Here is a 21,663-nt window from a genome sequence, read left to right as displayed (position 1 = left end):
GGTTCGGAAAGATCATGCGAAAACCAAAGTGCTACAGCGTCCTTTGCGCGTCCAGAGGACGCGCGGCGCTGTAGGCGTCGAGGGCCTGGTCTATGGCGGTTTCCCCGGCCTTGCCAAACGCCTTGCTGGGGAAGTGCTGTCGATGATGCCTGAAAATGCGCTGCGCATCGTCGGGCTGGCGGCGATCGCCATCGGCGTCGGCATTGTCTGGCTGGTGCGTGGCTGAGGATCGCTGATATCAGGTGTAACGGAGGATTTATCCTCCTGATGTGGCCATAGCCGCAGATGTGCCGTATTTCTTGCCAACATGACGCGACGCGGCGTTTTGCCGAAGCGCTTTTTCTTTTCAGCAATTCCGGGAGGCTCTCGATGACATCCAACACCCTTCTGCGCGCGGCGCGGCGGACGTTCATCGCAGGTGCTGCGGTACTTATGGTCGGCGCGCTTGCCGTTCCGGCTTTCGTGACGCCGACGGTGGCTGCGGACGGACCGGCTTCGGTCGCTGATCTCGCCGAAGGCCTGATCGGCGCGGTGGTCAACATCTCGACCTCGCAGACCGTGAAGGGCACGGAAGGTCCGGGCGCGGTGCCGATGCCGCAACTGCCGGAGGGCTCGCCGTTCCAGGATTTCTTCGACGATTTCTTCAAGAACCGTGGCGGCGACAAGGATGGCGGCTCGCAAAAGGTGCAGTCGCTGGGCTCCGGCTTCGTCGTCGATGCCGAGCAGGGCATTGTCGTGACCAATAATCACGTGATTGCCGATGCCGACGACATCGAGGTGAATTTCTCCGACGGCGTGACGCTGAAGGCGACGCTGGTCGGCACCGACACCAAGACCGACGTCGCGGTGCTCAAGGTCGACCCGAAGGGCCACAAGCTGACGGCGGTGAAGTTCGGCGATTCCAACAAGATGCGCGTCGGCGACTGGGTGATGGCGATCGGCAATCCGTTCGGCCTCGGCGGCACGGTGACGGTCGGCATCGTCTCGGCCCGCAACCGCGACATCAATTCCGGCCCCTATGACGACTTCATCCAGACCGACGCCGCCATCAACCGCGGCAATTCCGGTGGGCCGCTGTTCAACAGCGTGGGTGAAGTCATCGGCATCAACACGGCGATCATCTCGCCGTCGGGCGGCTCGATCGGCATCGGCTTCTCCATCCCCTCGCAGCTTGCTTCGGGCGTCGTCGACCAGTTGCGCCAGTTCGGCGAAACCCGCCGCGGCTGGCTCGGCGTGCGCATCCAGCCGGTGACCGACGACATCGCCGAGAGCCTCGGCATGGCGACCGCCAAGGGCGCGCTGGTGGCCGGCGTCATCAAGGGCGGACCGGTCGACAACGGCACAATTCTCGCCGGCGACGTCATCATCAAGTTCGACGGCAAGGACATTCATGAAATGCGCGACCTGCCGCGCGTCGTGGCGGAAAGCCCGGTCGGCAAGGCGGTCGACGTGATCATCGTGCGCAAGGGCGTCGAGCAGACGGTGAAGGTGACGCTCGGCCGGCTCGAGGACGGCGAGAAGCTCACCAGCGGCGAAGACGGCACGACCGACGAGGACAAGGGCGGCGACAAGGCGCCGGCGGTGTCGACGGCTTCGGTGCTCGGCATGACCGTCGGCGAACTCAATGACGAGACGCGGACCAAGTTCGGCATCGCGGCTGATGTCTCGGGCGTCGTCATCACCGACGTCACCAAGGACTCGGCTGCGGCCGAGCGCGGTATCCAGGCCGGCGAGGTGATCACCGAGATCGCCCAGGAATCGGTCGCGACCCCGAAAGACGTCATGGACCGGATCGGCGCGCTGAAGGAACAGGGGCGCAAGAATGCGCTCTTGATGCTGGCGTCGAAGACCGGCGAGTTGCGGTTTGTCACGATCCGGATGGATTGAGTCCGGTCAGGCCTGCAACGATCTGATTTCGAAATGAAAAGGGCGGCTAGCGAGCCGCCCTTTTTCGTGCCTGCCAGTCCTTGCGCGATAGGGCGTAGAGGACATGCCGCTTGAGATGCGGGTGGCTGTCAGGGATGGATGGGTGGTCGAAATCGCGAGCCGGGTCAGGGCTCATGCCAAGACGCTCCATGACGGCCGTCGAGCGGCGGTTGGCCGCGACGGCGAAGGAGACGATTTCGTCACGGTCAAGCGTTTCGAAGCCAAAGGCGAGCCAGGCTTCGGAGGCCTCGGTGACATAGCCCTTGCCCCAGAATTCCGGCGCCAGCCGCCAGCCGATCTCGATCGTATCGGAAGGCATGGACGGCACGTGATCGGTCTCCAAGAGGCCGACAAAGCCAATGCATTCGCCCGTCGCGGCAATCTCGGCGGCGGCAAAACCAAAGCCGTCCTTGGCGATCCAGCCCCGAAATTCGTCCATCTTGGCATCCGTCTCGACACGGTCGCGGCGGAACGGAAAGAATTCCATCACCCGCTCGTCCGAATTGATGCGATGGAAGAGCTCGCGGTCGCGTTCTTCCCAGTTCCGCAGGATCAGGCGTTCGGTGCGCATCGGTTTCATACGACGAATTCCTCCTGCCGGTAGCCCTGCACATAAAGCAGCGCGGTGAGATCGCCATGGTCGATGCGGACCTTGGCTTCGGCGGCGACGGTGGATTTGGCGTGCAGAGCAACGCCGGTGCCCGCAAGCCGGATCATGTCGAGATCGTTGGCGCCGTCGCCGACGGCAATGGCGTCGGCCGGCGTCAAGCCCAGGCGAGCCGAAATCTCGTTCAGCGCATCGGCCTTGGCGGCGCGGCCGAGGATCGGCTCGGCGACCAGGCCGGCAAAGCGCCCGTTTTCCTCGATCAGGCGGTTGGCGCGGTTTTCCTGGAAGCCGAGCATGTCCGCGATGCGGCTGGTGAACACGTCGAAGCCGCCGGAGACGAGTGCCGTCCAGGCGCCATTGGCCCGCATTGTCTGCACCAGAGCGCGACCGCCCGACGCCAGTGTCAGGCGGTTGGCGATGATGCGGTCGACAACGGCGGTATCGAGGCCTTTCAGCAGCGCCACGCGTTCCCGTAAGGCGGGCTCGAAGGCGATCTCGCCATTCATAGAGCGCGCCGTGATGGCGGCAACGCGATCTTTGACGCCGATCTCGTCGGCCAGTTCGTCGATGCATTCCTGGTCGATCATGGTCGAATCCATGTCGGCGAGCAGTATTGTCTTGCGGCGCGTGTCGGCCTGCTGGACGATCACGTCGACAGGCTCGGAGGCAAGCGCAGCGCGCAAGGCGGCAATCGTCTCAGTGGTTTCAGCCGCTTCGGCCAACACCAGATCGCACGCAACGCCTTCACCCAGCCAGCGAACAGCGCTTGCGCCGACCGAGCGTGAGGCCATATTCGCAAGCGAGGCCGACACGGTGCGGCGGACGGGGTGGGATACAAGCGTGGCGATGAGCGGCATCGAAAATTCCAGCGGGCAGGCGGGCGAGGGCCGCGTGAAGAACGCGATCCTGATAGCCGGGCCGACCGCGAGCGGCAAGTCGGCGCTGGCGCTCGATCTCGCCGAGCGCAAGGGCGGTGTCATCGTCAACACCGATTCCATGCAGGGCTATTCGGTGCTCGATGTGCTGACGGCGCGGCCGAACGCGGCCGAACTCGGCCGCGCGCCGCACTTTCTCTACGGCCACGTGCATCCCTCCACCGCCTATTCCACCGGTGCCTGGCTGCGCGACGTGATGAAGCTGATCGATGACGGAACGCTTGTCCGGCGGCACGATGGCCCTCCCTTTGAGCGACCGGTGATTTTCGTCGGCGGCACCGGGCTTTATTTTCGCGCCCTTGCCGAGGGCATTTCGGAGATGCCGGACATTCCGCAGCAGGTGCGCGACCGCTGGCGCTACGAGTTGAAGGAGCAAGGCGCGGCCAAGCTGCATCGACTCCTGATGCATGAGGATTCGGCGGTTGCCATGCAGTTGAAGCCGACCGACGGCCAGCGCATCGTGCGGGCGCTGGAGGTGCTTGACGCCTCCGGCCGCTCCATTCTCGAATGGCAAGCGGCGCGTGGCCGGCCGCTGATCGACCGCGACAGCGCGCGTTTCTTCGTCATCGAACCGGACCGCGCGGCCCTTGTCGAGCGGATTGAGAGCCGGTTCGACCGTATGCTCGATCTTGGCGCTCTCGATGAAGTAAAACGGCTTGTGGCGCTTGGCCTCGATCCTGATTTGCCGGCGATGAAGGCAATCGGCGTTCGCGAACTCTCGGCCGCGATGGCTGATGACATCAGCTTCCCTGAGGCCATCGAGCGCTGCAAGGCCGCGACGCGGCAATATGCCAAGCGGCAAACGACGTGGTTTCGCCATCAACTGGGGCCGGAATGGCTAAGATTGCAGCCCGGCGACGACCCGAACACAGCGATTTGATTTTCCTGCTGCTAATGCAATTACAGAAACAGGAGCTGAAATGAACATTCCCGTTCCGGTTGTCTGGATTAACAGTCCGTAAGGCGCCGTCATGCCATAAATCTGGCGGGTACTTTTCCAACGGGGAGCAGATGCGTTTCCACAAGGCGGAATCCGCATTTTTCGTCTTTATTTTCGTGATCCTCGCCGCAGGCCTGGTGACACTTCATGCCTATGGTCTTTTGCAAGGCATCGCCGCCGACATGGATACGGCGTCCCGCATCGAGAGGATCGTCTACCTCAACAGGCTGCTGTTCATCACCGGTGTGCTTCTGGCTACTGCGCTGTTCTTCGGCGTATTCTTCATCTACCCGCTGATCCGCAGACAGGCGACGGAAGAGGGCAAGCTGCGGGCGATGACGGTGTCGCTCAGCGCCCGTTCGGAAACGCTGCAGCATGCGGCGCTGACCGATGGTCTCACCGGCATGCAGAACCGGCGCTATTTCGACGATGCGCTTAAGGAATATCTCGAGGAATTCCGCCGCATCGAAAAGCCCGTCGGGCTGATGATCCTCGACCTCGACCATTTCAAGCAGGTCAATGACACGCATGGCCACGATGTCGGCGACGAAGTGCTGAGGGCAGTCGCCAATTGCCTCAAAGGTATGACTCGCTATCACGACGTGGTGGCGCGGCTCGGCGGCGAGGAGTTTGCCGTGGTCACGCCCAACATGGATGCGGAGTTGTTGGGGAAATTCGCCGAACGCATCCGCAAGGCGATCGCCAACATGTCGGTGCTGTCGGGCAATGTCCGCCTCAAGATCACCACCAGCGTCGGACTTGCTGTGTGGGACCGGAAGGAAACGGCCGAGGAATTTTACCGCCGCGCCGACCGCCAGCTCTATGAGGCGAAGAGGCAGGGCCGCAACCGCGTCTGCGCCTAAAATCCCGAAGAAGAATTCATGAGGCCGGTTGCCTGACGCGGCTTTCTCGACTTCCGGCCTTCGCCGGCCGAAGCGCGCATGAGGTGGTGCGGCAGTTATGGCTACGGCCGGCGTAGGCCGGTGCTCACGGACTAAATGTCCGCTGCGCTCCGGCTTTCGAAGCCACGTCATTCGATCCGGCCTGATGAATTCCCTTTCGGGATTTACCCAAGCCGGTCAACGAAACCGCAATCTCGTTCGATGCGGCTTGGCGGTCGGTTGCGCGGCCTTTCCAGAGAATCTGATTTATGACTAATCGCTTTGCGAGCGCATGCCGAAGGTGGCGGGCTTCAGGCCGTAGCGCATATCGAAATCGTCGTCCGGCTGGACGCGCGGCGCTGGCGGCTTGCGGTAATCTGGATCGCCGGCTTGGCGGCCGGTATCCACGACCTCGGCGAAGGCCATCGCCTGTTGCGGCTTCGGCACGTTGCGCAGCCGCTCGACGATCGCGGCGAGATCGACATCGCCGTCGACATCCGACTCCAGATCGTCGCGCTTGGCTGTGCCGGGGATCAGCTCCTGCGCGAGCTTTTCGAATTTCAGCCGCATGGTCGTCGCTACGCCTTCACCGAAGGCGATGGCTTCGCGCTGGCCCATGGAGGACAGGAAGGCCAGCGTCGAGGCGGAGGAATCGGCGATCGCCGAGCGGATGATTGCCTGGTCCTGCTCGTTGGCCAGGCGCATGGCAAAGAAGGTCGAGCATTGCGACAGGATGGTCGGATCAAGTTCGCCCGGACGCTGGGTGACGACGCCGAGATAGCAGCCATATTTGCGGCCTTCCTTAGCGATGCGCGATAATGCATGCCTTGTCGGCGCGAAGCCGAGCCGCGGATCGGCCGGCATGTAGCGATGCGCTTCCTCGCACAGCAGCAAAAGTTTCAGCCGGCCTTCGCTCCAGAGAGCGAGGTCGAAGGCGAGGCGCGCCAGCACCGAACAGACGGAGTTGACCACTTCGGACGGCATGCCGGCCATCTCGAAGCAGGTCACCGGGCGGCCATGATGCGGCACCCGGAAAATGTTGCCGATCGTCTCGTGGATCGTGTCCTCGATCAGTCGCGAATTGAACATGAAGCGATAGCGCGGGTCGGATGCGGCCGACTCGATGCGCGTCTTCAGCGATTTCAGCGTCGGACGGTCGTTCTTGCTTTCCAGGAGGCCCATGCGCTCATCGATCTGCTTGATGAGATCGACCATGCGGTAGGGCACCGGCGTGTCGGCGGTCAGCGCATCGCTGCCGCGCCGCACATAGGAGCCGGAATTCGGGTTGCGGTAGAGATTCTTGGCGGCGGGGATCAGGTCACGCAGCACATCGACCTCTTCCGGCACGACCTCTCGGCCGCGAAACAGCACCTCGGCGAATTCCTCCAGCCTGAACATCCAGAACGGCAAATCGAGCGTCTTGGAGTCCACCTTGACGCAGAATTCCGGCAGCGACGCGGCGAATTCATTGTGAGGATCGAGGATGAGGATGCGCAAATCGGGCCGGGCGGCGATCGACTTGCGCAAGAGTAGCGAGACCGCCGTGGATTTGCCGACGCCTGTCGTGCCGACAATGGCGAAGTGGCGCGCCAGCGTGTCGTCGATGGCAATGTTGGCGTCGATCGCCTCGTCCTGCGACAGTGTGCCGATGGTGATCGAATGACGCCCGGCGAGGTCATAGACCGCCTGCAGGTCGCGGCTGCGAATGCGGTGGGCGATGGCGCCGATATGGGGATAGGTGGTGATGCCGCGGTCGAAAATCGGTCGGTCGCCGGGATCGGCGCCGTCGCGCACCTCGCCGATCAACTCGACGTTCACCTCGATCGGGTTCTGCCCCTCATTGCTCCAGGCGCGATCCGACTTGCCGATCTCATAGACCAGGCCAACCGTGCGCGATGTCCCGAGGTTGATGGAGATCATCTTGCCGACCGTCCACAGGCCGGTGACCGCCCCTTCGATGTCGTCGGCGTAGGCGCTGATGGTGGCGCGGGCGCCGTCGCACTGCACGACATTGCCCAGAATGCGCTTGTCGTTCTGCTCGGCGCGGCGGCGCTCCTGCGAGGTCGGTTCGCCGACGGAGGCTTCGCGCTCGACAAACATACGGTCCGATCCTCATTTCCGTGGAGCGTTGACCCTACGCAAATGGGGTTAAGGTGGCGTGATGCGGGATGGTGTAGCAGGCGTTAACCCGTTAGCGAAAATTCAACCGACCGGCCTCTTTCCCAGTGCAGAAATTTCGATATATTGGACGAATGACTGATATAGCGAATGATGTATCCGCCACGATCGGCAAAAGAATCCACGCCGAAAGAACCTTGCGAAACTGGTCGCTGGCGGAGCTGGCGCATCGCTCCGGCGTCTCCAAAGCCATGCTCAGCACCATCGAGCGGGGCATGACCAGCCCGACCGCGGCGCTCCTGGTGCGCATCGCCGCCGCCTTCGGCATGACGCTGTCGACGCTGATTGCGCGCGCCGAGCAGCAAGCCGGCGGCCTGCTGCGCGAAAGCGAGCAGCCAGTGTGGCGAGATCCCGGCACCGGTTACGTCCGGCGGCATCTGTCGCCGGTCTCCGACATGCCGCTCGAACTGATCCGGGTGCAATTGCCGGCCGGCGACAAGGTAAGCTTTCCGGCAGCGTCCTACGCCTTCATCAAGCAGCAGATGTGGCTGATCTCCGGACGTCTCGAATTCACCGAGGGCGATGTCGTGCACAGTCTCGAGCCCGGCGACTGCCTTGCGCTCGGCGCGCCGTCGGACTGCACGTTCCACGCCGTGGGGCCGCAGCCCGCCGACTATCTGGTCGCGCTGGTCAGGGGCTGAGGTCGTGGCAAGACGTCCCAAGCGCTCCGATAATGGCGGACCGCCCCTCGACGACTACAAGGGCCCGCCATGGGGCAAGGGCGATCCATACATCTTCCTCGCCTGGCAAGCAGCGCACGCCAAGGCGTGGAAGGCGCCGAGCCGTGACGTCATGCTGATGCGCATGGAAAAGGCCGAACGGCTCGGCCTGACCTACGAGGAATACACGCTCGAAATCCTCGAACGCGGGCTGCACCTGCAGCCGAAAGATGCCGATCGCATCGCCGCGATCAAGGCACGACGAAAACGGCGCCGCGTCGCGCGCCTGGATTAGTAAGGGATGGTGCAGGCATGAGTTCCATTGAGATCAAGACTCTCACGCGTGACGCTGCAACGCTAGCCGCGCTGGTCGACATGCTGATCGAGACGGTCGCGGCCGGCGGCTCGGTCAGCTTCATGCATCCCTTGTCCCGGCAGGCGGCGGAAGGCTTCTGGGACCAGTCGCTGACGGCTGCGGAGAGAGGTGAAAGGGTGGTGCTGGGCGCCTGGGCCGGCGATGCTCTCCTCGGCACAGTGACCTTGCTGCTCGACTTGCCGGTCAACCAGCCGCACCGCGCCGAGATCGCCAAATTGATGACCCGGCTCGCACATCGCGGCAAGGGCATAGCGAGCCGGCTGATGCGCGCCGCGGAGGCTCTCGCCGTCGAGAGAGGCCGCACGCTGCTGGTGCTGGACACCGCTGCGGAAGAGGGCGCTTCGGGCCTCTACGAAAAACTCGGCTTCACGCTCACCGGCGAAATACCGGACTTTGCCCTGAAGCCGCATGGCGGCCTGACCGGCACGCTCATCTACTGGAAGCGCATCGGCCAGTCTCGGTAACCGTCCTTCGCTAACCCTTGTGGTGCACCTGTTGCAGCCCGTAGACCGGCGTTGCAATGCCTTCCATGCGTGCCTTCAGCTGCAGCGACAGGAACTGCGAATAGTGGCGTGACTGATGCAGGTTGCCGCCATGGAACCACAGCGCCTCCTGCTGCGTCGGCTTCCACATGTTGCGCAATTCGCCTTCCCAGGGACCGGGATCCTTGGTGGTGTTGGAGCCAAGGCCCCAGCATTTGCCGACCTTGTCTGCGACCTCCCGTGAGATCAAATCGGCCGCCCAGCCATTCATCGAGCCGTAGCCGGTGGCGTAGACAATGAGATCGGCCGGCAATTCGGATCCGTCGCTGAGCAGCACCGAGTGCGCCTTGACCTCCTTCACCTCGACGCCGCTCTTCAATTTGATCGAGCCGTCGATGATCAGGTCGGAAGCGCCGACATCGATGTAGTAGCCCGAGCCGCGCCTCAGATACTTCATGAACAGGCCGGAGCCGTCGTCGCCCCAGTCGAGCATGAAGCCGGCCTTCTCCAGGCCTTTGTAGAAGCTGGCGTCGCGCTTCTTCATCTCCGCATAGGCCGGGATCTGGAATTCGTGCAGGATCTTGTACGGCAGGGAGGCGAAGACAAGGTCGGCCTTGGCGGTGGTCATGCCGCTCTCGACCGCCTTTTCCGAATAGAGCGAGCCCAGCCCGATCTCCATCAGCGTGTCCGACTTGACGATATGCGTGGTCGAGCGCTGCACCATGGTGACGTCGGCGCCTGCCTCCCAAAGGGCTGCGGCGATGTCGTGGGCTGAATTGTTGGAACCAATGATAACAGCCTTCTTGCCGACATAGGCGTCGGGGCCGGGATGCTTCGAGGAGTGATGCTGGTCGCCCTTGAAGCTTTCCATGCCCTTGAAGTTCGGCATGTTGGCCTTGCCGGACTGGCCCGTGGCCAGCACCAGCTGCTTCGGCTTCAGCGTGATGTCCTTGCCGTCGCGGCGCACGACAACCGTCCATTCCTTCTTCTTGTCGTCATAGACAGCGCTCCTGGCCTCGCTCGAGGACCAATAATTCAGCTCCATCACCTTGGCGTACATTTCCAGCCAGTCGCCAATCTTGTCCTTGGGCGCGAAGACCGGCCAGTTTCTGGGAAAATCGATATAGGGCAGATGGTCGTACCAGACGGGGTCATGCAGGCAGAGCGACTTGTAGCGCCTGCGCCAGCTGTCGCCGGCGCGCTCGTTCTTCTCGACGATGATGGTCGGCACGCCGAGTTGCCGCAGCCGCGCGCCGAGCGCGATGCCGCCCTGGCCGCCGCCGATGATCAGCGTGTAGGGCTGCGTCTTGAAGCCGAGTTCGGCGGCTTCCTTCTCGCGCTCTTCCTTCCAGGTCGGGCGGTTCTTGCCATGGCCATGCTTGGCGCCGAGCGGACGGTCGAAGCCGGCCGGTTCCTCATGGCCCTTGAGCTCGACCATGGTGGTGAGCAGCGTCCAGATATTGCCGTCCTTCAGCCGGATGTGACCGAAGCCGCGCGCCACCTCCGTTTCGAAGCTGATCCAGCCGTCCAGCACGCCGTCGCTTTCGCTCGCGTCCTCGCCCTTGGCGATCGCCCAGTTCGACGGTTTGGTCTTGGCCAATTGGCTGACCAGCACGTCGCGAACCTGATCGCGGCCCTCCATCGTCTTGATGTTCCAGGTGAAGGTGACGAGATCGCGCCAGTAACAATCCTCCTGAAAGCAGGCGACGGCCTTGTCGATATCGCCGGCGCTGAGTGCCGCGCCGAAGCGATCGAGCAGGTCTGAGAGCTTCTTATTGGGGGCCTTGTCGAGCATTGAATTTCCTCCGCGATTTTTCCTGGCCGCCTGTAGCGAGCGGAACCCTGCCGAAGCTTGACGTCCGGCTTCGCGCAGTATCGCGGCAAACCATGCGCCGCGTCACGTCGTCCAATAGTTTGGCGTGTATTCAGAGACTTATCGGGAAATCGCCGTGCGGACCGCGCCCGGCTCAAATGCTACGGGCGCTCAGCCATGTGCTGGCCGAAGACGGTTGCGAACCAGTGACGGACATCATCCTCGGCGCGGCTGAGATGGGCGCCGGAAGGGGCGGCCAGATGCTGGGCCAAGGCGAAGGCCGTGACGCTTGGCGCCTGATAAAAGTGAATCCGCGCGGCCCAAAAGGCCGCGCGGATTGCCCGTTGACATCCGCGCAAAACCAATTCTATTGTCCGCCACGATGAAAAAGGCACTCATTCTCGTAGGAAAGCGCGTGGGCAAGGCGGTGTAACCGCCGGGCGAAAACCTCCCATGCGCAACACACAGGCTCCCTCGGGGGCCTTTTTTATTGCCCGAAACACGACTAAACGACCAGCAATCGCCCAATGGCGGACAGTACGGGACAGGACCGATGAGCAACGGACAGAGTGAGCGGCGTGAAATGCCAAGCAGGGAAATGACGGGCGCCGAAATGGTGGTGCAGGCGCTGAAGGACAATGGCGTCAAGCATGTCTTCGGTTATCCCGGCGGCGCGGTGCTTCCGATTTACGACGAAATTTTCCAGCAAGATGAGGTCGAGCACATTCTGGTGCGCCACGAGCAGGGCGCCGGCCATGCGGCTGAAGGCTATGCGCGCTCGACCGGCAAGGCCGGCGTGCTCTTGGTGACATCGGGTCCGGGCGCCACCAATGCGGTGACGCCGCTGCAGGACGCGCTGATGGACTCGATACCTCTGGTCTGCCTGACCGGGCAAGTGCCGACCTCGCTGATCGGTTCCGATGCCTTCCAGGAGTGCGACACGGTCGGCATCACGCGCCCCTGCACCAAGCACAACTGGCTGGTGAAGGATGTCAACCAACTCGCCGCCACCATACACGAGGCTTTCCATGTCGCCACGACCGGCCGTCCCGGCCCGGTGGTGGTCGACATCCCGAAAGACGTGCAGTTCGCCAAGGGCATCTACGTGCCGCCGCAGACGGCGCCCCGCACCAGCTACCAGCCGAAGGTCCAGGGCGATCTCGACAAGGTCAAGGCCGCGGTCGAGCTGATGGCGAGCGCCAAGAAGCCGATCATCTATTCGGGCGGCGGCGTCATCAATTCCGGCCCGGAAGCCAGCCATCTGCTGCGCGAACTGGTCGATCTCACCGGTTTCCCCATCACCTCGACGCTGATGGGGCTCGGCGCCTATCCGGCATCGGGCAAGAACTGGATGGGCATGCTCGGCATGCACGGCACCTATGAAGCCAACATGGCGATGCACGATTGCGACGTGATGATCTGCATCGGCGCGCGCTTCGACGACCGTATCACCGGACGGCTGACCGCGTTCTCGCCGAACTCGAAGAAGATCCACATCGACATCGATCCGTCGTCGATCAACAAGAACGTCCACACCGACGTGCCGATCATCGGTGATGTCGGCCGCGTGCTGGAAGACATGGTGCGGCTGTGGCGGGCAAGCGCCAAGGCCGACAAGAAAGCGCTCTATCCCTGGTGGGAGCAGATCGCCAAATGGCGCGCGCGCGATTCACTCGCCTTCAAGATGAACCACGACGTGATCATGCCGCAATACGCCATCCAGCGGCTCTACGCGTTGACCAAGGATATGGACACCTACATCACCACCGAGGTCGGCCAGCACCAGATGTGGGCGGCGCAGCACTATCATTTCGAAAAGCCGAACCGCTGGATGACATCCGGTGGCCTTGGCACGATGGGCTATGGCCTGCCGGCAGCACTCGGCGTGCAGATCGCGCATCCCGATGCACTGGTCATCGACATTGCCGGCGACGCCTCGGTGCAGATGACGATGCAGGAGATGAGCGCTGCGGTGCAGCACAATGCGCCGATCAAGATCTTCATCCTCAACAACCAGTATATGGGCATGGTGCGGCAGTGGCAGCAGTTGCTGCACGGCAACCGTCTGTCGCATTCCTACACCGAGGCGATGCCCGACTTCGTCAAGCTGGCCGACGCCTATGGCGGCCATGGCATTCGCTGCGAGAAGCCGGACGAACTCGACGACGCCATCAAGGAAATGATCGCGGTCAAGAAGCCGGTGCTGTTCGACTGCCGGGTGGCGAACCTCGCCAACTGCTTCCCGATGATCCCGTCGGGCAAGGCGCATAATGAAATGCTGCTGCCGGACGAGGCGACCGACGAAGCGGTGGCCAACGCCATAGACGCCAAGGGCAGGGAACTGGTCTAGGGCATGATGCCGAAAAGTGTGAAGCGGTTTTCGGGCGACATCATGCCCCATCGATAACACAAGCCGAGGCAGGGCTTGTCGAAAGAAGCCGTGCGCAAACAGAGAATTAGCTCAAAAGTCTGAAATCGAGATTCACGTCATGAACGCACAGCTTCAACCGACCGGCTCCGCCTATTTCATCGCCAAGGAAACCGAGAAGCCGGAGAACCACACGCTCTCCGTGCTGGTCGACAACGAGCCGGGCGTGCTTGCCCGGGTCATCGGCCTGTTTTCCGGCCGCGGCTACAACATCGAGAGCCTCACCGTCTCCGAGACCGAACACGAAAAGCATCTGTCGCGCATCACCATCGTGACGCGCGGCACGCCGCATGTGCTGGAGCAGATCAAGCATCAGCTCGAGCGCATCGTGCCGGTGCACCGCGTCGTCGATCTCACCGTGCGCTCGCATGAGTTCGGCCAGGAGCGGCCGCTGGAGCGCGAACTGGCGCTGGTCAAGGTGGCCGGCACCGGCGAGGCCCGCGTCGAGGCGCTGCGTCTCGCGGATGCCTTCCGCGCTTCGGTCATCGACGCCAACACCGAGCACTTCATCTTCGAAATCACCGGCAAGGGCTCCAAGCTCGACCAGTTCATCGCCATCATGAAGCCGCTCGGCCTGGTCGAGATCTGCCGCACCGGCGTGGCGGCGATGAACCGCGGCCCGCAAGGGATGTAGGCGTGATGCGCACGGCAATCCTGACAGGCGCATGGACCATCGTGACTGCGCTAAAGACGTTCTGGTCTGCGCCGACCTCTGTTTCGAGAAACGCAGCTGCGTAATGGGGCGATTCCACGTGACCTTTGCGCCTTGACGGGGCATCTTGTCGGCTGCCGCCAGGTCAAGAAACAGGATAGATGGAATCTACAATCCGAAGCCAACTTGCCGTGACTGATCTTTCCATCATCCTATCGGCTCCCGATCGCCAGCTTGAGCGGGCATGGAGCGAGCAGTTTGCCGGGACGGTGGATGTAATTGTCACAGATTGCTCAATCCTGGATGTCGACTGCGACGCCGTGGTAAGTCCCGCAAACAGCTTCGGCTTCATGGATGGCGGGATCGACGCCATCTACTCTCAACACTTCGGTTGGGACCTTCAACTGAAGCTGCGAAGGAAGATCCTTGATAACCATCACGGGGAGCTTTTGGTTGGATCAGCTGAAATCGTAGAGACCGGGGACGGTCGACATCCGTATCTCGTTGCTGCGCCGACAATGCGTGTGCCGATGCGATTGGGAAAAGAAACGATCAATCCCTATCTCGCCACGCGTGCCGCCTTGCTTCTTGCAAAGCGCGTTGGTGCCATACGTGCGATAGCCTTTCCGGGAATGGGAACAGGGGTAGGGCGTGTGCCTGCGGAGATTTGCGCGAGGCAAATGCGCACTGCCTATGACGAGGTCATCCTGGGAAGCTTCCGATTGCCCCAAAGCTGGGCGGAAGCAACCGAACGACATCAACTGCTCTATACCGACAGGCCCGTTCGGCTCCAATAGTCAAGAAAATACTAGTGGATGCTGCGCCGGCTTAACCGCGGCCCTTGGCGGCATCGCCTCGGCCAAGCTCCTTGCTCTCCCTTTTGATCGGGCGCGAGACCGGGCAGACGTCCTGAACGAAGCCGTTCAGCGTGTTCACCAGATTGTTCTGGACCAGCGAGTAGCGGATGAATTGTCCCTGCCGCTCCCTGGCGATGAGGCCGGCCGTTTCCAGAATGCTTAAGTGCTGCGAGATCGACGGCTTCGACATGTCGAAGCGCGCCGCGATCTCGCCGGCCGTCAGCGAGGAATGGGCGAGATAGGCGAGGATCTTGCGCCGGGGCTGCGACGAAAGCGCTTCGAACACGCGCTGTATGGCGCCGCTGCCGGCGGCCGTTTCGCCATTCGAGATGTCGTCTTCGATCACAATTCCTGCCTCGTAGGTGGCGAAGGCGTGTGCCTCCGGTCTGCATTTCCCCGGTATTTAGACTATTGCCTAAATACCTAATCCGAGATAGTAGATAATTAGCTTACTGCCTAAATAAGTGCCGGCTTGGCGAAAGGCAAGGCTCTGGTTCGGAAATGTTTCCTGCAGAGGAGGGGTACCGATGAAGACCATATCCACAGGCAGAATGATATCGCAGCCCTTGAGCGACGCCGAGGACGGCGAGGTCGTCTGGATGCCGGCCAAGTCGATCTGGGTCGGCGCGATGACGCTGATTGCCCTAGTGTTCGGGCCGATGACATTCAGCTGGAGCGCTGTCGCCCTGTTTGTGGCGACAACGGCGGTGACGATCTGCGCCGGGCATTCGGTCGGCATGCATCGCCTGCTCATCCACCGCTCATTCAAGGTGCATATCTGGATCGAGCATGCACTGGTCTATCTCGGCACGCTCGTCGGCATGGCAGGTCCCTTCGGCATCATCTATGCGCATGACATCAGAGACTGGGCGCAGCGCCAGACGGCCTGCCACGATTTGCACGCCCACCGCCGGCCCTTCTTCGCCGACGCCTTCTGGCAGATGCATTGCGCTGTGGCGTTGCGCAATCCGCCTGACTTCGTCATCGAGCCATCGATCCGCAACGACCGCTTCTACAAATTTGTCGAGCGCACCTGGATGCTGCAGCAATTGCCGTGGGCGATCCTGTTCTTCGCCCTTGGCGGCTGGAATTGGGTGGTCTGGGGCATCGCGGTGCGGGTCTCGGTGTCGCTCACCGGGCATTGGCTGGTCGGGCATTTTGCGCATCGGGGAGGACAGCAGGGCTGGCGCGTCGATGGTGTTGCCGTGCAAGGTTACAATCTGCCGCGTTTCGGCCTGGTGACTTTCGGCGAGAGTTTTCACGGCAATCACCATGCGTTTCCCGAATCCGCCAGGCTCGGCCTTGAGCGCGGGCAGATCGATCTCGGCTGGGTTTTCATCCGCATCCTTGCCGCGCTTGGCCTGGCGCATGGGGTGAAGCTTCCGGAGAACACGCCCAAACGCAAAGGCCTGCGGCGGTTGGCAAGACAGCAGCAAACGGCTGCTGCGCCCGGCCTGTTGTCGGCGCGGCCTCAGGGCAGGTAGACTGTCTCGGCTGTGACTGGCTCAGAATAGACGGATCACGGCGGGGCGTGTTGGACCAATCGAATGGAGTTGCGTCCGGGCGCCCAGTCTATTTAAGTCAGCATTGCTGACCTTTGTGAGCCGTCATGACCCTCGACGCCTTCCTTGCCCTTTTGGTCTATGCCTTCGTGACCTCGATCACGCCTGGGCCGAACAACCTTATGCTTTTGGCGTCGGGCGTTAATTTCGGCATCGTCCGGACAATCCCGCATATGCTGGGCATTAGCATCGGCTTTTGCGTGCTGTTGATGGCCGTCGGTTTCGGCCTCGGCGCGGTGCTGACGGCGTTTCCGGCGCTGCACACGGCACTCAAGATCGCCGGCGCCGCCTATCTTCTCTACCTCGCCTGGAAGATCGCCATGTCACGCTCCCTTAGCGCCAAGGGCGAGGCGGAGGCCAAGCCGATGCGCTTTATCGACGCGGCAGCGTTTCAATGGGTCAATCCCAAGGCCTGGGTGATGGCGATCACCGCCATGGCCGTCTACACCAACGCCGACCATCCATTCCTGTCGGTGGTGTTGATCGCTTTTGCCTTCTCGCTGGTCAATTTGCCGAGCGTGTCGATCTGGGCGGGTTTCGGCACCGCGCTGCGCGGTTTCCTGTCGGATCCGGTGCGGCTGAAATGGTTCAACATCGCCATGGGCGTGCTGCTCGCAGCGACCCTTTGGCCGATGCTGAAATAGGATATGCTTGATGTTCAGGTGAGGTTCGCCGGACCTGAATCTCAACCACATCCTGGCTGGCTTTCCGACTTCTGAGCCGGCTGCCCATTCATTGTGCAGTGCACATTAAATCTTCGTAATGCCGCGTTTTGGCCCTTTTCCGACAAAGGCGTGTCCTATCTACTTCCGCAAAATCGCGGCAAGGCGCCGTGATTTGCGGTAGAATGAGACCACCGGGTTCGGCGTGTCGGATCATAGGGCTTGTAGTCGATGCGCGGGAAAGTCGTTCTGGCGGTGGTAGTGGCGGCGGCCTGTGTTGCCGCGGCGTGGGTCTATTTTTCGCCGGCGGCGATGAGCAGTCTGCAGCAGATGCTGCCGGGCGCCAGGCAGACAGCGGCGGACAAGCCGGCTGCGGCGGACAAGACTTCGGCTGACAAGGCCGCGGGCAAATCCGGCGCCGGCGGCAATGCCGCCCGTTCGGCCTCGATCGTTTCGGCCACCGCGACAACGGCCGATTTTCCGATCCGCCGCTACGCCATCGGCTTCGTATCCTCGCCGGCCGTGGTCAACATCAATGCGCGCGTGTCCAGCCAGATCGTGTCGATCGACGTCAAGGACGGGCAGATGGTGAAGACCGGCGATCTGCTGTTCTCGCTCGACGACCGGTCGCTGAAGGCGCAACTGGCCAAGGACCAGGCGACGCTGGCCAAGGACCAGGCGATGCTGGTCAGCGCTCAGGCCGATCTGCAGCGCGCCAAGGACCTGGTCGCCAAGCAGGCCGGCACGCAGCAGACCTACGATCAGGCGCTGGCCGCGCAGAAGGCGGCGGCCGCAACCATCGACGCCGACAAGGCGACGATCGATGCCGATACCGTCCAGCTGAGCTACGCAGCGATCACGGCGCCGATCTCGGGCCGGCTGGGCGCCGTCAATGTCTCGGTTGGCGACCTCGTCACCGTCAGCAACGGCAACAGCACCACGGCGACGCCGCTGGTGACTGTCACCCAGATAGATCCGCTGCAGGTCAACTTCAACCTCCCGGAAAGCAATCTGGCGCTGCTGCACAAGGCGCTGGCCAACCCGCACCAGGGCGCGGTCACGCTGACCAAGGACGGCGACCCAACGCCGATTGGCAAGGGCACACTCGACTTCGTCGATTCCAGTGTCGACACTGCCTCCGGAACCATTGCGACGCGGGCAAGCATACCCAATGCCGATCTGTCGCTATGGCCCGGACAGTATGTGAACGTCATCCTTGACGCCGGCATCATGCCGCAGATGACCTCGGTTCCGACGGTCGCGGTCCAGCCCAGCCAGAAGGGCCCCTTCGTCTATGTGGTCAAGCCGGACAACACGGTCGAGATGCGGCCGGTGCAAGTGGCGCTGACCGAAGGCGAAAACAGCGCCATCAGCGAGGGCGTCAAGTCCGGCGAGAAGGTGGTCGTCGAGGGCCAGACCAGGCTGAAGGACGGCGCCGCCGTGCATGAGGGCAAGGCGGCCGGTGGTGATCAGGCGGCGCCAAAGGTCGCGCAAGCCGAGAAGGCTGGCGCCCAATGATTTCCGAATTCTGCATACGCAGGCCCGTCGCCACGCTGCTGATGTCGTTCGCCCTCGTGCTGGGCGGGCTGTTTGCCTACAAGTTCCTGCCGGTGGCGGCACTGCCAAGTGCTGAATTTCCGGTCGTGAACGTCTCGGCGTCACTGCCGGGCGCGTCGCCCGAGACCATGGCGACCTCGGTGGCGACGCCGCTGATCAAGCAGTTCGCGACGATCGCCGGCATCGATTCGATCTCGACCACCAACTCGCTCGGCCAGACCTCGATCGCCATCCAGTTCGTGCTCAACCGCGACATCGACGCGGCCGCCGCCGACGTGCAAGCGGCGATCGCGCGTACACAGAAATCGCTGCCGCCGGAAATGACCTCGCCGCCGAGCTACCGCAAGGTCAATCCGGCCGACGCGCCGATCCTTTTGATGTCGCTGGTCAGCGATACGGTTCCGTTGACCGATCTCGATGCCTTCGCCGAAAATGTCATCTCGCCCTCGCTGTCGACCATCGACGGGGTGGCGCAGGTCTCGATCTTCGGCCAGCAGAAATATGCGGTGCGCATCCAGATCGATCCGACCGCGCTTGCCGCGCGCGGCATCTCGATCGACCAGCTGCAGACGGCGATCACGTCGGCCAACAGCAACACGCCGCTCGGCGTCTTACAGAACGACAAGCAGCAGCTGACCATCACCGCCAACACGCAGCTCACCAACGCCGCAGGCTTCTCCAACCTCATCATCGCCACCAAGGATGGCCACCCGGTGCGGCTGGGCGAAGTGACCCGCGTCGTCGATTCGGTGCAGACCACGACGACGGCGAGCTGGTACGACGGTACGCGCGCGATCATCATGGCCGTGCAGCGCCAGCCCGACGCCAACACGGTCGACGTCGTCGACAAGGTCAAGGCGATGCTGCCGTCCTTCCAGGACCAGATGCCGGCCGCCGCCCAGATCAAGCTGCTCAACGACCGTTCGACCTCGATCCGCCAGGCCGTCGACGATGTGCAGTTCACTCTTCTCTTGACCATCGCGCTGGTGGTGATGGTGATCTTCGTCTTCCTGCGCCGGGTGACGGCAACCATCATTCCGGCCGTGGCGGTGCCGATCTCGCTGATCGCCACGCTCGGCGCGATGTTCCTGTTCGGCTTTTCCATCGACAACATATCGCTGATGGGCCTGACGCTTGCCGTCGGCCTCGTCGTCGACGATGCCATCGTCATGCTGGAAAACATCTTCCGCCACATGGAGGAGGATGGGCTGTCGGCCTTTGACGCATCGCTGAAAGGCGCACGCGAGATCGGCTTCACCATCATCTCGATCTCGATCTCGCTGGTGGCGGTGTTCATCCCGGTGCTTTTGATGGGTGGTGTCATCGGCCGCATCTTCAACGAGTTCGCCGTAGTGGTAACGGTCGCCATCCTGGCGTCGATGTTCGTGTCGCTGACGCTGACGCCGATGCTGTGCTCGCGGCTGCTGTCGGTGACGAAGGCCGACCGCGACAAGCATGGCCCTGGCCACAAGCAGGATTTTGTTACCCGCAGCTACGACCGGCTGCTCAGCTTCTGCCTGCGCCACACTTTCCTGGTGTTCCTCGTCTTCATCGGAACCGCGGCAGGCTCGGTGTGGCTGATCGAGGTGTCGCCGAAGGGCTTCTTCCCGCAGGAGGATATCGGCCAGATATCGGTGACGACAATCGCGCGCCAGGACATCTCGTTCGACGCCATGTCGAAGCTGCAGGGGCAGGTGGCCAGCGTCTTTTCGCATTCGCCCTATGTCGATCATGTGGCGTGGTCCGCGGGCAGCGGCAGCAATGCGCTCAACCAGGGGCAGCTTTTCGTTCAGCTCAAGGGCAAGGACCAGCGTCCCGATATCGAGAAGGTGCTTGCGGATCTAAGGCGGCAACTGGCCGGCGTGGCGGGTATCGAAACCTACATGCAGCCGGTGCAGAACCTGCGGCTCGGTTCGCGCTCGTCAGCCAGCGCCTACCAGCTGGTCGTACAGGGCCTCGATACCGGCCAGACCGACATCTGGGCGCAGAAGCTGAATGACGCGATGGCGGCCGACCATGCGAATTTCACCGACGTCACCAGCGATCTGCAGAACAATGCCCTGCAGGCATCGCTGGTGGTCGACCGCGACAAGGCCGCCCAGCTCGGCATCGACACCGACACGCTGCGCTCCGCCCTCTATGGCGGATTCGGCACCGACCAGGTTTCGACAATCTTCGGTTCGGCTGACAGCTATGAAGTCATCACCGAGCTCGATCCCAACATCGAATGGTCGCCGGAGCGCATGCTCGCCATCCAGATGCGGACGGCGAGCGGCAGCCTGGTGCCGCTCGGCGCTTTTGCCCGCGTCGACCGCACGGCCGGCGCCCTGACGGTCAACCAGCTCGGCCAGCTTCCGGCGGTGACCATCTCCTACAATCTGCCGCAGGGCGTGGCGCTCGGCGACAGCACGGCCCGCATCGACGCGCTGAAGGAGCAGATCGGCATGCCGAAGGCGATCTCGACCAGCTTCGCCGGCACCGCCAAGACCTTCCAGGATTCGCTGGCCAATCAGGGCCTGCTGATCGGTGGCGCCATCCTGACCATCTACATCGTGCTCGGCATCCTCTATGAGAGCTTCATCCATCCGCTGACCATTCTGACCGGCCTGCCTTCGGCGGTGCTCGGCGCAGTGGTGGCGTTGCGCTTTGCCGGCATGGATCTTTCGGTGATCGCGGTGATCGGCATCCTGATGCTGATCGGCATCGTCAAGAAGAACGGCATCATGATGGTCGACGTCGCGCTGGAACTGCGACGAGACGGCATGTCGGCCAAGGAGTCCATCCACAAGGCGTGCCTGATGCGGTTCAGGCCGATCATGATGACGACGCTGGCAGCATTGATGGGCACGTTCCCGATCGCGCTCGGCACCGGCGCCAGTGCGGAACTGCGCCAGCCGCTCGGCGTCGCCGTTGTCGGCGGTCTGCTCGCTTCGCAGGCGCTGACGTTGTTCGTCACGCCGGTGATCTACGTCTATTTCGAGAATTTCTCCGGCTGGCTGATGAGCTTCTTCTCCTCGAAAAAGAGCCGGCCGGCGCTGCATGCTGTCGAGAGCGGCGAGCAAGGCTCGCTGTTCGGCCCCGAGGACCGGCTTGTCGAACCGCAAAAGGCCGCCGCCGAATAGGCAGCGGCCCGTGGCCCAAGCTGTCA

19 protein-coding genes are annotated in these 21,663 nt (G+C 62.6%); 14 read left to right on the top strand and 5 right to left on the bottom strand.

Features of this window, described 5'->3' with window-relative positions; translation table 11 throughout:
* Window positions 1–43: 43 nt before the first annotated feature.
* Complete coding sequence (locus tag AC04SG_RS09185) at window positions 44–226, top strand: DUF2065 domain-containing protein (RefSeq protein WP_488550861.1); 183 nt, start codon at window positions 44–46, stop codon at window positions 224–226.
* 143 nt (window positions 227–369) lie between these two features.
* Window positions 370–1,887, top strand: coding sequence for a DegQ family serine endoprotease (locus AC04SG_RS09180; protein WP_488550767.1), 1,518 nt, complete (start codon window positions 370–372; stop codon window positions 1,885–1,887).
* Between the two features lie 46 nt (window positions 1,888–1,933).
* Here AC04SG_RS09180 and AC04SG_RS09175 read toward each other — a convergent pair whose 3' ends face one another.
* Complete coding sequence (locus AC04SG_RS09175) at window positions 1,934–2,506, bottom strand: GNAT family N-acetyltransferase (protein WP_192258391.1); 573 nt, start codon at window positions 2,504–2,506, stop codon at window positions 1,934–1,936.
* Window positions 2,503–3,390 carry a phosphoserine phosphatase SerB gene (gene serB, locus AC04SG_RS09170; RefSeq protein ID WP_488550766.1) on the bottom strand — a complete coding sequence of 296 codons (888 nt, stop codon included), beginning with the start codon at window positions 3,388–3,390 and terminating at the stop codon, window positions 2,503–2,505. Before serB ends, AC04SG_RS09175 begins: the two co-directional genes overlap by 4 nt.
* Here serB and miaA point away from each other — a divergent pair.
* Window positions 3,380–4,348, top strand: a complete 969-nt coding sequence (miaA, locus tag AC04SG_RS09165; protein WP_488550765.1) for a tRNA (adenosine(37)-N6)-dimethylallyltransferase MiaA — start codon at window positions 3,380–3,382, stop codon at window positions 4,346–4,348. The two genes, serB and miaA, sit on opposite strands and share 11 nt — an antisense overlap.
* 131 nt (window positions 4,349–4,479) lie before the next feature.
* On the top strand, window positions 4,480–5,271 hold the full coding sequence (locus AC04SG_RS09160; RefSeq protein ID WP_112560450.1) for a GGDEF domain-containing protein: 792 nt from the start codon (window positions 4,480–4,482) through the stop codon (window positions 5,269–5,271).
* 291 nt (window positions 5,272–5,562) lie between these two features.
* Here AC04SG_RS09160 and AC04SG_RS09155 read toward each other — a convergent pair whose 3' ends face one another.
* Complete coding sequence (locus tag AC04SG_RS09155; RefSeq protein WP_488550764.1) at window positions 5,563–7,389, bottom strand: ATP-binding protein; 1,827 nt, start codon at window positions 7,387–7,389, stop codon at window positions 5,563–5,565.
* Between the two features lie 152 nt (window positions 7,390–7,541).
* Between AC04SG_RS09155 and AC04SG_RS09150 the strand changes: the two genes are divergently transcribed.
* Genes AC04SG_RS09150 through AC04SG_RS09140 form a run of 3 tightly spaced genes read left to right on the top strand, consistent with a single transcriptional unit; the run spans window position 7,542 to window position 8,966 of the window.
* Window positions 7,542–8,108: a helix-turn-helix domain-containing protein gene (locus AC04SG_RS09150; RefSeq protein WP_488550763.1), complete on the top strand. Its 567-nt coding sequence runs from the start codon at window positions 7,542–7,544 to the stop codon at window positions 8,106–8,108.
* A 4-nt stretch (window positions 8,109–8,112) separates the two neighbouring features.
* Complete coding sequence (locus AC04SG_RS09145; RefSeq protein WP_488550762.1) at window positions 8,113–8,421, top strand: hypothetical protein; 309 nt, start codon at window positions 8,113–8,115, stop codon at window positions 8,419–8,421.
* Window positions 8,422–8,438: 17 nt separating this feature from the next.
* Window positions 8,439–8,966 carry a GNAT family N-acetyltransferase gene (locus tag AC04SG_RS09140; protein ID WP_488550761.1) on the top strand — a complete coding sequence of 176 codons (528 nt, stop codon included), beginning with the start codon at window positions 8,439–8,441 and terminating at the stop codon, window positions 8,964–8,966.
* 10 nt (window positions 8,967–8,976) lie between these two features.
* On the opposite strand, the gene AC04SG_RS09135 is transcribed toward AC04SG_RS09140, so the two are convergent.
* Window positions 8,977–10,779, bottom strand: coding sequence for an NAD(P)-binding domain-containing protein (locus tag AC04SG_RS09135; RefSeq protein WP_488550760.1), 1,803 nt, complete (start codon window positions 10,777–10,779; stop codon window positions 8,977–8,979).
* 571 nt (window positions 10,780–11,350) lie between these two features.
* Here AC04SG_RS09135 and AC04SG_RS09130 point away from each other — a divergent pair.
* The 3 genes from AC04SG_RS09130 (at window position 11,351) to AC04SG_RS09120 (ending at window position 14,674) form a co-directional block, all read left to right on the top strand.
* Window positions 11,351–13,147 carry an acetolactate synthase 3 large subunit gene (locus tag AC04SG_RS09130; protein WP_488550759.1) on the top strand — a complete coding sequence of 599 codons (1,797 nt, stop codon included), beginning with the start codon at window positions 11,351–11,353 and terminating at the stop codon, window positions 13,145–13,147.
* Window positions 13,148–13,286: 139 nt separating this feature from the next.
* Window positions 13,287–13,859: an acetolactate synthase small subunit gene (gene ilvN / locus AC04SG_RS09125; protein ID WP_023668352.1), complete on the top strand. Its 573-nt coding sequence runs from the start codon at window positions 13,287–13,289 to the stop codon at window positions 13,857–13,859.
* Between the two features lie 179 nt (window positions 13,860–14,038).
* Window positions 14,039–14,674: a macro domain-containing protein gene (locus tag AC04SG_RS09120; protein ID WP_488550758.1), complete on the top strand. Its 636-nt coding sequence runs from the start codon at window positions 14,039–14,041 to the stop codon at window positions 14,672–14,674.
* 31 nt (window positions 14,675–14,705) lie between these two features.
* Here AC04SG_RS09120 and AC04SG_RS09115 read toward each other — a convergent pair whose 3' ends face one another.
* The gene (locus AC04SG_RS09115; protein WP_488550757.1) at window positions 14,706–15,080 is read right to left on the bottom strand and encodes a metalloregulator ArsR/SmtB family transcription factor; all 375 of its coding nucleotides are present in this window, start codon (window positions 15,078–15,080) and stop codon (window positions 14,706–14,708) included.
* Between the two features lie 181 nt (window positions 15,081–15,261).
* On the opposite strand from AC04SG_RS09115, the gene AC04SG_RS09110 reads away from it, so the two are divergent.
* The 4 genes from AC04SG_RS09110 to AC04SG_RS09095 all read left to right on the top strand — a co-directional run bounded on the left by AC04SG_RS09110 (window position 15,262) and on the right by AC04SG_RS09095 (window position 21,637).
* A complete protein-coding gene (locus AC04SG_RS09110) occupies window positions 15,262–16,218 on the top strand; it encodes an acyl-CoA desaturase (RefSeq protein WP_488550756.1) in 957 nt (318 codons plus the stop codon).
* Between the two features lie 125 nt (window positions 16,219–16,343).
* Window positions 16,344–16,940: a LysE family translocator gene (locus AC04SG_RS09105; protein ID WP_488550755.1), complete on the top strand. Its 597-nt coding sequence runs from the start codon at window positions 16,344–16,346 to the stop codon at window positions 16,938–16,940.
* Between the two features lie 249 nt (window positions 16,941–17,189).
* Complete coding sequence (locus AC04SG_RS09100) at window positions 17,190–18,476, top strand: efflux RND transporter periplasmic adaptor subunit (RefSeq protein WP_488550754.1); 1,287 nt, start codon at window positions 17,190–17,192, stop codon at window positions 18,474–18,476.
* Window positions 18,473–21,637: an efflux RND transporter permease subunit gene (locus AC04SG_RS09095; RefSeq protein ID WP_488550753.1), complete on the top strand. Its 3,165-nt coding sequence runs from the start codon at window positions 18,473–18,475 to the stop codon at window positions 21,635–21,637. Before AC04SG_RS09100 ends, AC04SG_RS09095 begins: the two co-directional genes overlap by 4 nt.
* The last annotated feature ends 26 nt before the right edge of the window (window positions 21,638–21,663 follow it).

This window comes from Mesorhizobium sp. CNPSo 4684 (genome assembly GCF_057784315.1).
This window is presented reverse-complemented; position numbering and strand designations above follow the sequence as displayed.

Bases quoted from the DNA above. Each gene is read 5' to 3' on its own strand.
- ilvN (WP_023668352.1), top strand. From the start codon at position 13,287: ATGAACGCACAGCTTCAACCGACCGGCTCCGCCTATTTCATCGCCAAG.
- AC04SG_RS09095 (WP_488550753.1), top strand. From the start codon at position 18,473: ATGATTTCCGAATTCTGCATACGCAGGCCCGTCGCCACGCTGCTGATG.
- AC04SG_RS09180 (WP_488550767.1), top strand. From the start codon at position 370: ATGACATCCAACACCCTTCTGCGCGCGGCGCGGCGGACGTTCATCGCA.
- AC04SG_RS09120 (WP_488550758.1), top strand. From the start codon at position 14,039: ATGGAATCTACAATCCGAAGCCAACTTGCCGTGACTGATCTTTCCATC.
- AC04SG_RS09135 (WP_488550760.1), bottom strand. From the start codon at position 10,779: ATGCTCGACAAGGCCCCCAATAAGAAGCTCTCAGACCTGCTCGATCGC.
- miaA (WP_488550765.1), top strand. From the start codon at position 3,380: ATGAGCGGCATCGAAAATTCCAGCGGGCAGGCGGGCGAGGGCCGCGTG.
- AC04SG_RS09105 (WP_488550755.1), top strand. From the start codon at position 16,344: ATGACCCTCGACGCCTTCCTTGCCCTTTTGGTCTATGCCTTCGTGACC.
- AC04SG_RS09110 (WP_488550756.1), top strand. From the start codon at position 15,262: ATGAAGACCATATCCACAGGCAGAATGATATCGCAGCCCTTGAGCGAC.
- AC04SG_RS09150 (WP_488550763.1), top strand. From the start codon at position 7,542: ATGACTGATATAGCGAATGATGTATCCGCCACGATCGGCAAAAGAATC.
- AC04SG_RS09130 (WP_488550759.1), top strand. From the start codon at position 11,351: ATGAGCAACGGACAGAGTGAGCGGCGTGAAATGCCAAGCAGGGAAATG.
- AC04SG_RS09175 (WP_192258391.1), bottom strand. From the start codon at position 2,506: ATGAAACCGATGCGCACCGAACGCCTGATCCTGCGGAACTGGGAAGAA.
- AC04SG_RS09100 (WP_488550754.1), top strand. From the start codon at position 17,190: ATGCGCGGGAAAGTCGTTCTGGCGGTGGTAGTGGCGGCGGCCTGTGTT.
- AC04SG_RS09155 (WP_488550764.1), bottom strand. From the start codon at position 7,389: ATGTTTGTCGAGCGCGAAGCCTCCGTCGGCGAACCGACCTCGCAGGAG.
- AC04SG_RS09140 (WP_488550761.1), top strand. From the start codon at position 8,439: ATGAGTTCCATTGAGATCAAGACTCTCACGCGTGACGCTGCAACGCTA.
- serB (WP_488550766.1), bottom strand. From the start codon at position 3,390: ATGCCGCTCATCGCCACGCTTGTATCCCACCCCGTCCGCCGCACCGTG.
- AC04SG_RS09160 (WP_112560450.1), top strand. From the start codon at position 4,480: ATGCGTTTCCACAAGGCGGAATCCGCATTTTTCGTCTTTATTTTCGTG.